General features: G+C 69.9%; 13 protein-coding genes and 1 tRNA gene. 9 read left to right on the top strand and 5 right to left on the bottom strand.

The features are described from left to right. Window positions 1-34: 34 nt before the first annotated feature. From COC42_RS04305 to COC42_RS04295, 3 genes are all read left to right on the top strand, one after another. Complete coding sequence (locus COC42_RS04305) at window positions 35-307, top strand: HU family DNA-binding protein (RefSeq protein ID WP_096341997.1); 273 nt, start codon at window positions 35-37, stop codon at window positions 305-307. Window positions 308-425: 118 nt separating this feature from the next. Beyond that, window positions 426-500 (top strand) — tRNA-Val (locus COC42_RS04300). 327 nt (window positions 501-827) lie between these two features. After that, window positions 828-1,217: a DUF4168 domain-containing protein gene (locus tag COC42_RS04295; protein ID WP_096341996.1), complete on the top strand. Its 390-nt coding sequence runs from the start codon at window positions 828-830 to the stop codon at window positions 1,215-1,217. Window positions 1,218-1,277: 60 nt separating this feature from the next. Here COC42_RS04295 and purC read toward each other — a convergent pair whose 3' ends face one another. Further along, a complete protein-coding gene (gene purC / locus COC42_RS04290; RefSeq protein WP_096341995.1) occupies window positions 1,278-2,057 on the bottom strand; it encodes a phosphoribosylaminoimidazolesuccinocarboxamide synthase in 780 nt (259 codons plus the stop codon). 266 nt (window positions 2,058-2,323) lie between these two features. Between purC and COC42_RS04285 the strand changes: the two genes are divergently transcribed. After that, window positions 2,324-3,625 (top strand): OmpP1/FadL family transporter, encoded by a 1,302-nt coding sequence (locus COC42_RS04285; protein WP_096341994.1) that lies wholly within the window; start codon window positions 2,324-2,326, stop codon window positions 3,623-3,625. A gap of 125 nt (window positions 3,626-3,750) precedes the next feature. Here COC42_RS04285 and COC42_RS04280 read toward each other — a convergent pair whose 3' ends face one another. The 4 genes from COC42_RS04280 to COC42_RS04265 all read right to left on the bottom strand — a co-directional run bounded on the left by COC42_RS04280 (window position 3,751) and on the right by COC42_RS04265 (window position 6,508). Beyond that, window positions 3,751-4,356, bottom strand: a complete 606-nt coding sequence (locus tag COC42_RS04280) for a hemerythrin domain-containing protein (protein WP_096341993.1) — start codon at window positions 4,354-4,356, stop codon at window positions 3,751-3,753. A gap of 70 nt (window positions 4,357-4,426) precedes the next feature. Beyond that, window positions 4,427-5,230, bottom strand: coding sequence for a pyrroline-5-carboxylate reductase (gene proC, locus COC42_RS04275; protein ID WP_096341992.1), 804 nt, complete (start codon window positions 5,228-5,230; stop codon window positions 4,427-4,429). Continuing rightward, the gene (locus tag COC42_RS04270) at window positions 5,227-5,733 is read right to left on the bottom strand and encodes a type III secretion system chaperone family protein (protein WP_096341991.1); all 507 of its coding nucleotides are present in this window, start codon (window positions 5,731-5,733) and stop codon (window positions 5,227-5,229) included. Before COC42_RS04270 ends, proC begins: the two co-directional genes overlap by 4 nt. 172 nt (window positions 5,734-5,905) lie before the next feature. Further along, window positions 5,906-6,508 carry a CC0125/CC1285 family lipoprotein gene (locus COC42_RS04265; RefSeq protein ID WP_096341990.1) on the bottom strand — a complete coding sequence of 201 codons (603 nt, stop codon included), beginning with the start codon at window positions 6,506-6,508 and terminating at the stop codon, window positions 5,906-5,908. Window positions 6,509-6,734: 226 nt separating this feature from the next. Between COC42_RS04265 and COC42_RS04260 the strand changes: the two genes are divergently transcribed. The 5 genes from COC42_RS04260 to addB are packed head-to-tail and all read left to right on the top strand — an operon-like array spanning window position 6,735 to window position 14,172. After that, entirely contained in the window at window positions 6,735-9,071 is a 2,337-nt protein-coding gene (locus COC42_RS04260; protein WP_096341989.1) for a sensor histidine kinase, read from the top strand. Further along, on the top strand, window positions 9,068-9,514 hold the full coding sequence (tsaE, locus tag COC42_RS04255) for a tRNA (adenosine(37)-N6)-threonylcarbamoyltransferase complex ATPase subunit type 1 TsaE (protein ID WP_096341988.1): 447 nt from the start codon (window positions 9,068-9,070) through the stop codon (window positions 9,512-9,514). The genes COC42_RS04260 and tsaE overlap by 4 nt, the downstream gene beginning before the upstream one ends. Continuing rightward, entirely contained in the window at window positions 9,511-10,476 is a 966-nt protein-coding gene (locus COC42_RS04250; protein WP_176484618.1) for an aminoglycoside phosphotransferase family protein, read from the top strand. Before tsaE ends, COC42_RS04250 begins: the two co-directional genes overlap by 4 nt. After that, entirely contained in the window at window positions 10,476-11,231 is a 756-nt protein-coding gene (locus COC42_RS04245; RefSeq protein WP_096341986.1) for a nucleotidyltransferase family protein, read from the top strand. Before COC42_RS04250 ends, COC42_RS04245 begins: the two co-directional genes overlap by 1 nt. After that, window positions 11,224-14,172 carry a double-strand break repair protein AddB gene (gene addB / locus COC42_RS04240; RefSeq protein WP_096341985.1) on the top strand — a complete coding sequence of 983 codons (2,949 nt, stop codon included), beginning with the start codon at window positions 11,224-11,226 and terminating at the stop codon, window positions 14,170-14,172. Before COC42_RS04245 ends, addB begins: the two co-directional genes overlap by 8 nt. Window positions 14,173-14,178: the final 6 nt, after the last annotated feature.

Genomic DNA, 14,178 nt, shown 5'->3' with positions numbered 1-14,178 from the left:
CGATCCAGAAAACAGGACAGGGGTGTAAAGGGCAATGAACAAGCAAGAGCTGATCGCACAGGTCGCCGACTTGTCGGGCCTGGGGAAGGGCGATGCGAGCAAGGCCGTTGAGGCAGTGTTCGACACGATCTCGGCCTCGCTCAAGAAGGGCGACGAAGTGCGCCTCGTCGGCTTCGGCACCTTCTCGGTCAGCAAGCGCAAGGCCTCGACCGGCCGCAACCCGCGCACCGGCGAGCCGATGACGATCAAGGCGTCGTCGCAGCCCAAGTTCAAGGCGGGCAAGGTCCTGAAGGACTCGGTCAACTGATCTGACACCCCGGCGTGCGATCGTCGTGCGCCGGGCCGATTTCCGGGCTTTACAGCGCCGGCAACGCCGCCTAAACGCCCGGCTCCGAATTCGCCGAAGCCCATCGGGACAAGGCATCGGGCGCGTAGCTCAGCGGTAGAGCACACCCTTCACACGGGTGGGGTCACAGGTTCAATCCCTGTCGCGCCCACCATTAGATCAGGCCCGCCCGGCATCCGCCGCGGCGGGTCTTTTCGTGGCAGGTTGGGGCGGCGCACCACATTTCGCGCGAGTGCCAAGGGTGGTACCGCCTCTACCGGCTCGCCACTCTCGTCATCCCAGCGCTCGCCGCGACGACGAATGGGGTGCGGATGGCCGCAGGTAGCGCGACCGCTAAAGCGCTTCGCCCCGGTGTACCCTCGCCCTGCCGCAGCGCGTCTGCACCCATCCTGTCGCGGCCACTGTCCGTCCCTCCCACGGTTGCGCGTCCGCGGCACAGCGCGATGTTGGACGGGCATTTCAACGACGACGGAGCAGTTTCATGCGTTCATTCACCCTCGCCGCCGCGGCGATCGCCAGCACCTTTGCCGTGGCTGCCGGTGCGCAGGAGACGCCTGCCGCCGGTGCCGCCCCGGCTCAGGAGGCCGCGCCCGCAACCGGCGCGACGCCGTCCGCCAGCGCCGGGGCAACCGCGACCGTCAGCGATGCCGAGGTGACGCAGTTCGCCACTGCGCTCGCCGCAGTCGACAAGATCAACAAGGACGCCGCCACGCCCGCGGCCGAAAAGCAGGCGAAGATGGCCGAGGCCGTGACCTCAGCTGGCTTGACGCCAGAGCGGTTCAACTCGATCGGCCAGTCGCTGAGCAAGGACCCGGCGCTTCAGGCCAAGGTGGCCGCGGCGATGCAGGCGAAGGGCGGCGCGCCGAGCTGACCCAACAAAAAGGGGAGCGCGAGCGCGCTCCCCTTTTAGCTTACGCCACGGCGCTCCGGCTTACTTGCCGCGGCGCTTGCGATGCGTTTCGAGGTCGAGCACCGCCGAATCGGCGCCTTCGGGCATCAGGCCCAGCCGCCGCGCGACCTCCTGATAAGCCTCCACCTCGCCGCCCAAGTCGCGGCGGAAACGGTCCTTGTCGAGCTTCTCGCCCGTCGTCGCGTCCCACAGCCGGCAATTGTCGGGGCTGATCTCGTCGGCGAGGATGATCCGGGCATAGTCATTGTCCCAGATGCGCCCGAACTCGAGCTTGAAGTCGACGAGCTTGATGCCGATCCCGGCGAACAACCCCGACATGAAGTCGTTCACGCGCACCGCCAGGTCGGCGATGTCGTGCAGTTCCTCCTGGCTCGCCCAGCCGAAGCACAGGATGTGCTCGTCGGTGATGAGCGGATCGCCGAGCGCATCGTCCTTGAGATAATATTCGATGACCGTGCGGGGCAGCTGCGTGCCCTCCTCGATCCCCAGCCGTTTCGACATGGAGCCGGCGGCGATGTTGCGCACGACGACCTCGATCGGCACGATCTCGACCTGGCGGATCAGCTGCTCGCGCATGTTGAGGCGGCGCAGGAAGTGCGTCGGCACGCCGATATTGCCGAGCATCGTGAAGATGTGCTCGGAAATCCGGTTGTTGAGCACGCCCTTGCCGTTGATCGTGCCCTTTTTCTGGGCGTTGAAGGCGGTCGCGTCATCCTTGAAATACTGGATGAGCGTGCCGGGTTCCGGCCCCTCATAGAGGATCTTGGCCTTGCCCTCGTAGATCTGGCGGCGGCGAGCCATGCGCATGTTCCCGAAACGATCGGCCCCGGCAGCGCGGGGCCGCGCGCCGGGGCAGGTGAGGGGGCGCCTATACCGGATGGGGGCGGGGGGTGCAATCAGCCTTCCGGCAAGGCGCGGCGGCGGCGAGCCTGGGTCAATGGTCGCCGTGCGTTGCGCATCCGCAACACGCCCGATCAATCGGTTGCCATTTGGAACCCGTCGGGTGCATGGGCGCTCCCCAACCGGACCGGCGCCATGCCGGCAGGGTCGCGAAGAGAGGGTAGAGCATGTTGCGTAAGGCGTTGTGGTTGGCCGCGGGTTCGGCGTGCGTGATGGGCGGTGCGAGCGGCGCGCTGGCGAGCGGCTTCTCGCTCAAGGAACAGTCGGCGAAGGAAACGGGGCGCGCGTTTGCTGGCGGCGCAGTGGCGGCCGACGATGCCTCGATCATTTTCTACAACCCCGCCGGCATGACCAAGCTCGAGCGCAGTCAGATCTCGCTCAACACGCACGTCCTGTTCGTCGATAGCAGCCAGCGCAACGACGGCACGACGCTGACCGTGCCCGGCTCGCCCGCGGCGATCCCGGTGACGGGCAATGACGGTGGCAATCCCTTCGACCAGCCGGTGATCGTGCCGACGGGCTATGCCGCGTTCCGCGCGACCGACCGGTTGTGGTTTGGCCTCGGCATCAGCGCGCCGTTCGGGCTCAAGGTCGAGTACGATCCCGGTTTCTTCGGCCGTTATGATTCGATCAAGTCCGAGGTGAAGACGGTCAACATCCAGCCAAGCGTCGGCTTCGCGATCAACGACAATGTCTCGATCGGGGGCGGCATCGACATCCAGCAGATCGACGTCAAACTGCGCAATGCGCTTCCCAACCTCGTCCCCGGCGCGGGCGACGGCGAGCTCAACATCTCGGGCGACGACCTGTCTGTCGGGTGGAATGCGGGCGTGCTGTTCAGCTTCGGCAAGGCGCGGCTGGGCGCGCATTACCGCTCGAAGGTGGTGCACCGGCTCGACGGCAGCTATCAGGTTTCCGGCCTCGTCGGGCCGCTGGCGGGTGCGAACGGCCGCAGCTTTGCCACCGCGCCGCTCGAGATTCCCGAAAGCGTGACGGTGAGCGCGATGTATGGCGTCGGCGACCGCTTCCGCGTGATGGCGACGGGCCAGTGGTTCAACTGGTCGCGGTTCGAGGCGATCGTGGTCGAGCCGCTCGGCCGCCCGGTGACGGTCAGCGAGCAGAACTACAAGGACAGCTGGTCGGGTCACGGCGCCGTCGAGTTCGACGCGACCGACCGGCTGACGCTGCGTGCCGGCGGCCTTTACGACACGACGCCGACACGGGACGCCTTCCGCACCACGCGCGTGCCCGATGGCGATCGCATCTGGGCGACCGCGGGCGCGACGTGGCGCCTCAACGACCGGATCGACGTCAACGTCAGCTACGCCCATGTCTTCGTCAGCGAGGAGCGGCTCGATCGTCGCGATACGCTGTTCTCGGGCACCGCGGCAGCGACGACGGCGCGGGTTGTTTCGACCAACAGCGGCAATGCCGATGTGATCGGGACGTCGTTGACGATCAGGCTGTGATCGCAACCGGTGCTCCCGCGACGGCGAGGGCGTAGAGCCAGAAGCGTGCCGCTGCATGGCTCCGGGCTTTCGCGCTCGCGGGGCACCAGGTGGATGCGGCAGGGGACGAGCCCCTGCCCGCATAGTCACGCGACCTTGAACCCTTCCTTGTTCATCGCCGCCGCCAGCGCCTTGTTCTTTTCGTCCGACAGCTGGGCGCGAAGCGAGGGGAAGAGGTCGGTCTCCTCCTCGTTCATGTGCTTTTCGATGTCGGCGCGGAACTTGCGCAGCTTGGCCGGGAACTCGGCATGGTCCTTGGGCATGTTCTCGAGCTCGTAGAGATACTGCTTGATATAGCCGTGATCCTTGGTGAGGTGGTCGGCCTCGTCCTTGCGGCCCGCCTCTCGCAACGCCGGGTAGATGACGTTGCCTTCCTCGACATCGTGCTTGGCGAGCGCGTGCTTGAGCTGGGCGAGAAGGATCGTACGCTTGGTCGTGTTGCGGCTCTCGGTCGCCTCAAGTGCGTCGAAGATCTTGAGCACCGCCTTGTGCTCGGCGGTGAGTGCCGCGACCCAGTCGGCGGCGAAGGCGCTTGGCGCCTGCACCGCGGCCTTGCGGCCAAGCATCGCCAGCATGCCGATCGCCGCGCCGGCGGTCGCGGCACCGGCGATCACGCCCAGATTGCCGTTGGTGGCCGGCGCCTTCTTCGTAGCGGCGGCCGTGCTCTGCTTCTTGGCGGTGGTGGTCGTCATCGTCCGTCCTCCTTCGATTGCGATTCGCGGCTATGCGATCACAACCCCTTGAAGCGGTTGGACGTTCCGATCAGCTTCGCGCGGCGGCGGCGAGTTCGGCGTTGCGACGCGTGGCTGCGGCGAGCGTGTCGGTGAGAAGGCGGACAAGTGCGGCGTCGGCATCGAGGACGTTGAGCCCCTCGCGCGTCGAGCCGCCGGGGCTGGCGACGCGATCGGCGAGGATGGCGGGCGTCTCGTCGGCCTGCGCCGCGAGCATCGCCGATCCCTCCACCGTCGCGCGGGCAAGGCGAAGCGCCTGGTCTGTGGGCAGCCCCAGCGCCTCGCCGCCCTTCGCCAGCGCGTCGATGAAGCGATAGGTGAAGCCCGGCCCGCTGCCCGACAGCGCGGTGACGACGTCGAAGAGCGCCTCCTCGACCCATTCGACATGGCCGAGCGGGGCCATCAGCGCCTCGGCTGCAGCGCGCAAGGCGGGAGCCTCGCTGTCGCCGTGGAGCGCGACGACGCCCTTGCCGATCGCTACGGACAGGTTGGGCATCGCCCGCACGATCGCCCGCGCGGCAAAGCGCGACCGCAACGCCGCGACCTCGACGCCGGCGAGGATCGAGACGAGCATCGCCGCCTCGGCCGAACAAATCGCTTCGGCGACGGCGTCGATCATCTGCGGCTTGACCGCAAGGATCAGGATGTCGGGGGCGTCGCCGTCCGGCGCCTCGGCCAGCACGCGTACGCCCTCGGGCACCGCAGGACTGCCGGGATCGATGACGGTGATGCGATCCGACGCGATGCCGCTCGCGACCCAGCGGCGGAGCATCGCCCCGCCCATATTGCCCGCACCGACCAGCCAGAGGCGAGCCGGCGCTTGTGCGTCGCTCATGCTTCGCCTTGTGTTTCGATCAGCGCGGCGGTGATGGCGTCCTTGGGGCTCTTGCCGCCCCACAGCACGAACTGGAACACCGGATAGAAGCGCTCGCACTCGTCGATCGCGGTTTCGACCAGGAGCTCGGCACGGTCGAGGCTCATCGTCGCGCCGTCCTCGTCGTCGGACATCATCGCGGCGTGGCGATAAAGAAGAATGCCGCTCGACGACCAGAGCTCGAAATGACCGATCCAGAGCTGTTCGTTGACCAGCCCGATCGTCTCGTAGATCGCCGCGCGCCGCTCCTCGGCAACGCGGATGTCGGGCAGGGCGAGGAACTGGAGGACGCCGTCCTCTTCGCGCCAGATCGCGCGCAGTTCATATTCGGTCCAGCTGCCCTTGAACTTGGCGACGATCTCGTCGTCTTCGCGCTCGTGGCTCCATCCATGCGCGGCGAAATAGCTTTCGAGCATGTCGATGGGGGCGGCGTCGTCGCGGTCGAACTCGGCTTCGTCGAGCATTTGTCTTTCCAGCGGCGGCACGATGCCGCCTAAATCATGGTGCCGTGCAGCAGGCGACTGTGCAAGTCGCGCAAAGGACATGGATGGCAGAAAACTGTGGATCATGCCGCGGAAACGCAAAGGGCGGGGCCGCCGTCGCCGGCCGCCCCGCCCCCAATTGCGGCATCAAGGATCAGCGGCGGCGCTCTTCGGGCAGGCGCACATTCGGACCCAGATTTTCGATCACCTGCCGCGCGTCGAAGGCGCGCACGTCCTGCGGCTTGGGGCCGCGGCCGGTCAGGATCTCGGCCTGCGCTTCGTAGCGGTCGATCTGGCGCACGTCGGTGAAGCCGCCGCCGAAGCCACCGCCCCAGCCACCCCAGCCGCCCCAACCAAAGCCCGGGCGATAATAACGCCAGCGCGGCCCCCAGCCGCCGTAGAAGCCGCCGCCCCAGCCCGGACCCCAGAAGGGGTCGTCGATGATCTGGGTGCGCGTCCGCCGCTCGGTATCGCGGTCGACGAGGGTGAAGTTGTCGAAACCGCGCTCAAGCGTAAGCTGCGCGGCGCGGAACAGCAGGTAGCGCTCGACTGTCTCGCGCGAGGTGAGGCTGTTGCCCGCGAAGCCCACGCGGAAGCGGTTCGCCTCGATCTGCTCGTCGAAATAACCGGTGCGATAGCTGCCCTGACCGGTGACGGGGCGATAGGGAGTCGGCGTGGCACAGGCCGACAGAGTAACCGCGCCGGCGACGACGGCCAGTGCAACTGGGCCGATCCGACGCGCAAAGGACTTGGACATTCGAACTCTCCGGTGTGGATGCCAGGGGACACATCCAATGTTCGTGAACGCTCGGGGCCGTGGCTTTGGTCCACTGGCTCGCGCGCGACAGGCTGTGCCGCATCGTCGATTAGCGGAGGCTGAATGGCAAGCGTCTGCATCGCCTCTTCCGTCCCCGCCCGGGCCGCTCTAGGGCTAGCGACATGGAACAGGGGCGCGCCGGCGCACCGCCACGCCGGCGGCGGACATGATCGAGGCGAGCGGGCAGGTGGCGCTGGCGGGCGCGGCGCTGGCGGTGCTGGTCGCGGGCGCGGTCTGGGCGCTCTATGCCGGGCTCCGGATGCGCGCCGCCGCGCGGTCAGTGGAGGCCGACAATGCCCGGCTCTGGGCGCTGATCCGATCGGCGCCGGCGCGGGCGATGGTAGTGCGCAGCGATGGGCGCGTCGAGTTGTCGAGCCGGCTGCTCGACTGGCTGGGCCTCGACACCGCGCCGCGCGATCTGTCGGGGCTGTCGGCGGGCGGGGCGGGACTGGTCGCCGAGGATGCCGAGCGCCTGACCGCCGCGATCGAGGCGACGCGCCGCGCCGCCATCCCCTTTCGCCTGCCCGTCCGCGCGGGCGGCAGCGACCGGCTCTTGATGGCGGTGGGCGAGCGCGCGGCGGCGGCGCTGACGCGCGACGCCGGGGTCATCGTCTGGTTCTTCGACGCGACCGAAACGCAAGGGGAAGTCCAGCGCCTGGCCGAGCGGGTCGAGCTGCTGCGCGACGCCTATCAGGCGCTCAAGGGCCTGATCGAGGCGGCGCCGATGCCGATGTGGTATCGCACCGGCGACCTTCGCCTCGCACTCGTCAACTCGGCCTATGTCGCCGCCGTCGAGGCGCGCGACGCCGACGATGCCGTCGCGCGCCAGGTCGAGCTTGTCGAGATGGGCGCCCCCGGCGCGCCGCCCGTCCAGGCGCTCGCCGCGAAGGAGGCGGGCGCTCCGCGCACCACCGCCATGCCTGCGACGATCGGCGGCCAGCGGCGGATGCTGCGCGTCCACGACGTGCCGCTCGCCGATGGCGGCATTGCCGGCTTCGCGATCGACATCGAGGAGCTCGAACAGGCTCGGAGCGGCATCCGACGCTTCGGCGCGGCGCAGCGGGCGATGCTCGACCGCATCTCGGCCGGGGTGGCGCAGTTCGGGCCGGACCGCGCGCTCGTCTTCTGCAACCAGCCCTTCCGCCGGATGTTCGCGATGCGCGGCGAGTGGCTGGCCGACCGGCCCGAGTTCGACCGCGTGCTCGAACGGATGCGCGAGGGCGGGCGCCTGCCCGAAGTGCGCGACTTTCCCGGCTGGAAGGCCGAGCGGCGCGGCTGGTTCACCGCCGCCGACGCGCAGATCGAGGAAGGCTGGCATCTGGCCGGCGGCATCCACCTGCGCGTCGTGGCCCAGCCGCTGCCCGACGGCGGGCTGCTCCTCATTTTCGAGGACCGGACCGAGCAGGTGCAGCTGGCGAGCGCGCGCGACACGCTGCTGCGCGTCCGCACGGCGACGATCGAGAATCTGTTCGAGGCGATCGCGGTGTTCGGCGCCGACGGCCGTGTCCAGCACTGGAACAACAAGTTCCGCACCGTCTTCGGCCTCGACGAGGCGATGCTGGGCGAGCACCCGCGCGTCGACGCGCTGGCGCGCGACATCGCGCCGCGGCTCGCCAACCCGTCGCGCGGCGCATTGATGGCCGAGCTCGTTCGTTCGGCGACGGCCGACCGGCTCCAGCGCGGCGGCCGGGTTGCCTTTGCCGACGGGCGTCATTTCGAGTTCGGAGCGGTGCCGCTGCCCGACGGCAATGCGCTTCTCACGATGCTCGACATTTCCGACAGCCGGAAGATCGAGCAGGCCTTGCGCGATCGCGCCGAGGCGCTGGAGGCGGCGGACAAGGTCAAGACCGCGTTCGTCGCCAATATGAGCTACGAGCTTCGTACGCCGCTCACCTCGATCAAGGGCTTCGCCGAGATGCTCGAGGGCGGTTATGCCGGCGCGCTGACCGAAACGGGGCAGGCCTATACCGGCGCGATCCTCGAATCGGTCGAGCGGCTGGGGGCACTGGTCGATGACGTGCTCGACCTGACACTCGCCGACCAGCCGCCGGTGCGCGCGTTGCTGGCGATCGGCGATGCCGCCGAAAGCGCCGCCGCGGCGGTCGCGCCGCTGGCGGGCGAGAAGGGCATCGATCTCGCGACCGAGGTGCAGGGAAGCGCGGGCAAGGTGCAGGCCGAGGGACGCCGCATCCGCCAGGCCATCGAGCACGTGCTGCGCCACGCGATCGCCCATACGCCTGCGGGCGGGCGCGTGCTGCTGCACGTCGACGGCGACAAGGACCGCGCGCGGATCGTCGTGTCCGACAACGGTCCCGGCATGTCGGCAGAGGCACAGGCGCACGCCTTCGACCGCTTCGCACGCGCGGCCGGCGCGGGCGAGCGGGCGCTCGGCCTCGGCCTGCCGATCGCGCGGCAGCTGGTCGAGGCGCATGGCGGGACGGTGGCGCTGTTGTCCGAGCCGGGGCAGGGCACGCTCGTCACGATCGAGCTGCCGCGGCGATGATCGACCTTCCCGACGAGGCGGCGGCGTTGGCATTCGGGCAGCGGCTGGCGTCGGTACTGCGGCCGGGCGACGCGGTGACGCTGTCGGGGCCGCTGGGCGCGGGCAAGACGACGATCGCGCGCGGGCTGCTGGCGGCGCTGGGGCTAGTCGGCGAGGCGCCGAGCCCGAGCTATGCGATCGTCCAGAGCTATGCCCCGCCGGAGGTGCGGTTGCCGGTGCTCCATGTCGATCTCTATCGCATCGAGGAGGAGGGCGAGCTGCTCGAACTCGGCCTCGACGATGCGCGCTATGACGGCGCGCTGGTGGTCGAGTGGCCCGAGCGGGTCGCGGCCCACGTCTTTCCGGACGCCCTTCGCCTGACGCTGATCGTCGCCGCGGACGGCGCGCGGCGCTTGACAGCCGAAGTGCCGACGGCATGGGAGGGCCGATGGCCCCTGACCTGAATCCGCCGGCCGCGGCGCGCGACTTCCTCGCCTCGATCGGGTGGGGCGATGCCGAGATCGAACCGATCGCCGGCGACGCCTCGTTCCGCCGCTATTTCCGCATCGTCGCGCCCGGCCGCCACGCGATCCTGATGGACGCGCCGCCCCCGCACGAGGACCCGCGCCCGTTCCTGTCGGTCGCGCGCTGGCTCACCGATCGTGGCTTCGCGGCGCCCGAGATCTATGGCGAAGACCTTGAGCGCGGCCTCGTCCTCCTTCAGGATTTCGGCAACGCCCGAATGCGCGAGACCGTGGATGCCGCGCCAGAGAGCGAGCTGCGCCTCTATGAAGAGGCTGTCCGCCTGCTCATCCGGCTTCGCGATCACGCACCGATGGACCTGCCGCCCTACGACCTCGACGTCTATCTGCGCGAGGCGCGTTTGCTGGTCGAATGGTATGCGCCCGCTCTCGGCCTCGAGGTCGATGTCGAGGGATATGACCGCGCCTGGGAAGCGGTGCTTGGCACGCTGCCGCCGCCCGGCGTCACGGTGCTGCGCGACTATCATGCCGAGAACCTGATGCTGATCGAGGGGGCCGAGACGCTGGGCCTGCTCGACTTCCAGGACGCGCTGGCCGGGCATCCGGCCTACGACCTCGTTTCGCTGCTGCAGGATGCGCGGCGCGACGTGCCCGCCGCCGTCGAGGCGGCGATGCTCGACCTCTATATGCGCACGGTTGGCGCCGACGACAGCTTCGCGACCGCCTATCACGTGCTCGGGGCGCAGCGGAACGCCAAGATCGTCGGCATCTTCACCCGCCTGTGGCGGCGCGACGGCAAGCCGCGCTATCCGACGCTCTGCCCGCGCGTCTGGGGCTATCTCGAACGTGATCTCGCTCAGCCCGCGCTGGCGCCGGTCGCGGCTTGGTTTGACGCCAATATTCCGTCGCACCTGCGCGGCGATCCCATCGAGCTGACCCGCTGATGGCCAAGGCACGCGCGATCCGGCCCAATCCCGCCGTGGCGGTTCCGAAAACTGCGATGGTGATGGCGGCGGGGCTCGGCAAGCGGATGCGGCCGCTGACCGCCACCCGGCCCAAGCCGCTGGTCGAGGTCGCGGGCAAGCCGCTGATCGACCATGTCTTCGACCGGCTGCGCGCGGCGGGGGTCGAGCGGGCGGTGGTCAACGTCCATTATCTTGCCGACGTGCTCGAGGCGCATCTGGCGCACCGGGTGAAGGGGATCGAGGTCGTCGTGTCCGACGAGCGGGCGCAACTGCTCGAAACCGGCGGCGGCCTCGCCCATGCGCGCGACCTGCTGGGGGACGCGCCGATCCTGTGCGTCAACAGCGACAATCTGTGGATCGACGGGCCGGTCGATGCGATCGTTCAGCTCGCGCAGATGTGGGACGCTGACCGGATGGACGCGCTGCTGCTGGTAGTGCCGCTGGCGCAGGCGCACGGCCATCCCGGGCGCGGCGACTTCCACCTCGATGCCGAGGGGCGGATCGTCCGCCGCCGGGCGCCGGGCCGTCTGGCGCCGTTCGTCTATACCGGCGTGCAGATCCTCAACCCGGCGATCATCCGCGACTATCCCGACGGGCCGTTCTCGACCAACCTCTTCTGGAACCGCGCCATCGCGGCGGGGCGGGCATATGGCGTGACGCACGAGGGGCTTTGGTTCGACGTCGGCAGCCCGGCGTCGATCGGCATGACCGAGGCGCTGCTCGCCGATGGCTGAGGGGGTGACGGATCCGCAGGTCTTCACCATCCCCGCGCACAAGGCGTTCGCCGACACGCTCGCCATCGGCCTCCTCCGCCGCTTCGGGCGTGAGCCGATGGGCCTCGCACGCGGCGTCATTGTCGTCCCCACCAGCCGGGCCGCGCGTGCGATCAACGACGCCTTCGTCCGGCTGAGCGAGGGCGGGTTGTTGCTGCCGCGGATCGTTGCGGTCGGCGATCCGGATCTCGACGAGGCGGTCGGGCCGTTCTTCGACCCCGCCGATGCGGCGCCGGTGCCGCCTGCGATCAACCCTTTGAAGCGCCGCCTGATCCTCGCGCGGCTGTTGCAGGAAGCGCGTCCCGGCTTCGACCCGGCGGAGGCGGTGCGGCTGGCCGGCGACCTTGCCCGCACGCTCGACCAGTTGCAGGTCGAGGAGATCGCGCCATCGGCCCTTCGTGCCATCGACCTGTCGGGCGAGCTGTCGCAGCACTGGGCGACCGCGCTTTCGACCTTTGAGGTGGTGCTCGATCGCTGGCCCGGCGAGCTCGAGCGGCTGGGCGTCATCGACCTCGTCGAACGTCGCCGCCGACTGCTCGACCGCGCGTGCCGCGCCTGGTCGCAGGCCAGCCCGGCGCGCTTCATCTGCGCGGCGGGGGTGACGTCGCCGGTGCCCTCGGTCGCGCGGCTGCTGCGCTGCGTCGCGGGGTTGCCTGACGGGTTCGTCGTGCTGCCGGGGCTCGCGACCGGGCTCGACGAGGCGGCGTGGGAGGCGCTCGGCCCGCACGCGCCCGATCCCGCGACCGGCGAGGTTCGCCGGTCGGTCGAGACGCATCCGCAGTTCGCGCTCAAGCTCCTCCTCGACCGCATGGGTGTCGCCCGAGCGGAAGTGCGGCCGTGGCGGGTCGCGAGCGAGCTCGACGCGCCGCCGGCCCGCGGCAAGGCGATCGACAGCGCGATGCTGCCCGCCACGCTGACCCATCGCTGGCCGACGCTGCCGCGCGCCGAGCGGCGGTTCGAGGGCGTCACCGCGCTCGACGTCGCGACCCCGGCCGAGGAGGCGCAGGGCATCGCCCTCAAGCTGCGCGAGGTGCTGGAAACACCGGGCAAGACCGCCGCGTTGGTGACGCCCGACCGCAATTTGGCGGCGCGGGTTGCCGCGCATCTGGCGCGCTGGGGCGTCGCGATCGACGATTCGGCAGGCCGGCCGCTGGCGATGCTCGCACCCGGCACGCTGCTGCTCGCGATCGTCGAGGCGGCGGGGCAGCGCTTCGCGCCGATGGCCCTGCTCGCGCTGCTCAAGCATCCGCTGGTCGCCGCATCCGATCCCGAGCGGCGCCTGAGATGGCTGGAGGGCGCGCGCCGCCTCGACCTCGCGCTGCGCGGGCCGCGGCCGGCACCGGGGATCGAGGGGATCGATGCGCATCTTGGCATGGGCGACCCGCGCAGCGCGGCGCTGCGCGAGGCGGCGAAGGCGTGGTGGGACGAGGCCAAGGCGTGCCTCGCGCCCGTCGCGGCGATGGCGGACGGCGGCGACCGGGCGCTCGACGACCATGCGCGCCTGCTTCGCGAGGCTGCGACCCTGCTGGCGGGCGACGCCGCCTGGGCACGGGCTGAAGGACGGGCTGCGGCGGACCTGCTGACGGCGCTGGAGGCCGAGGGCGGGGAGGGGCCGCGCACGGTGTCGCCGGGCGCGCTCCTGCCGCTGATGCGCAGCCTGCTCGACGAGGTCGCGATCCGGCCGCCTCAAGGCGGGCATCCGCGGCTCGCCATCTACGGCCTGGTCGAGGCGCAGTTGCAGAGCGCCGACCTCCTCATCCTCGGCGGACTCAATGAAGGGTCGTGGCCGGCCTTGCCCGCGCCCGACCCGTGGCTCGCCCCGCGTATCCGCACCGAACTGGGCTTGCCCGCGCTCGAACGGCGGATCGGCCTGTCGGCGCAGGATTTTGCGCAAGGCCTCGGCGCGCGCGAGGTGCTGTTGACCCGTGCGCGGCGCGATGCATCGGGGCCGACTATCCCGTCGCGCTTCTGGCTGCGGCTGGAGGCGCTAGCCGAGGGGCTTGAGCCGGCCGAGGGGCTGCCCGAATGGGCGCGTGCGCTCGACAGTGCCGAGCACGTCCCCGCCAAGCGTCCCGAGCCGCAGCCGCGCATCGAGGATCGGCCGCGCAAGCTTTCCGTCACGGAGGTCGATCGGCTCAAAGCCGATCCTTACGCCTTCTACGCGCGGCGGATGCTCGGCCTGTCGCCGCTCGATCCCGTCGATGCAGACCCGAGTGCGGCGTGGCGCGGGACGGCGGTGCATGCGATCCTCGAGCAATGGTCGAAGCACGACCGCCACGATCCCGCCCGGCTCGTCGCGCGCGCGCACGCGATGCTCGACGACACGCGCACCCATCCGATCGTCCGCGCGCTCTGGCGTCCGCGCCTGATCGCGGCGGTCGAATGGATTGCGGGCGAGCTCGCGGCGCAGGTCGCCGAAGGACGGCAGGTGCTCGGGGTGGAGGAATCGGGCGCGATCGATGTCGCGGGCGTCACCCTGACGGGCAAGTATGACCGCATCGACCGGCTGCCCGGCGGCGGGCTCGCGGTCATCGACTACAAGACGGGCAAGCCGCCGAGCCCCAGCGCGGTGGCGGCGGGGTTTAGCCTCCAGCTCGGCCTGATCGGCCTGATCGCCGAGCGAGGCGGGTTCGAGCGTATCGCGGGCGAGGCGACGGGCTTCGAATACTGGTCGCTGGCGAAGAAAGGCGAGGCATTCGGCTATATCCAGACGCCGGTCGGACCCAAGAGCGGGATCGCGCCCGAGGATTTTGTCGGCATGGCGCACGACCATTTCGTCGGCGCGGTGCGCGACTGGCTGACCGGCGACCGGGCCTTCACCGCCAAGCTGGTGCCGGAAATGGCGCCCTATGCCGAGTATGACCAGCTGATGCGGCGGGACGAGTGGTATGGGCGTGATTGAGCGGCG

Source organism: Sphingomonas spermidinifaciens, from assembly GCF_002351485.1.
In the GTDB taxonomy this organism is placed as follows: domain Bacteria; phylum Pseudomonadota; class Alphaproteobacteria; order Sphingomonadales; family Sphingomonadaceae; genus Sphingomonas; species Sphingomonas spermidinifaciens.
The sequence above is the reverse complement of the archived record's forward strand: the minus strand, read 5'-3'. Positions and strand labels throughout refer to the sequence as shown.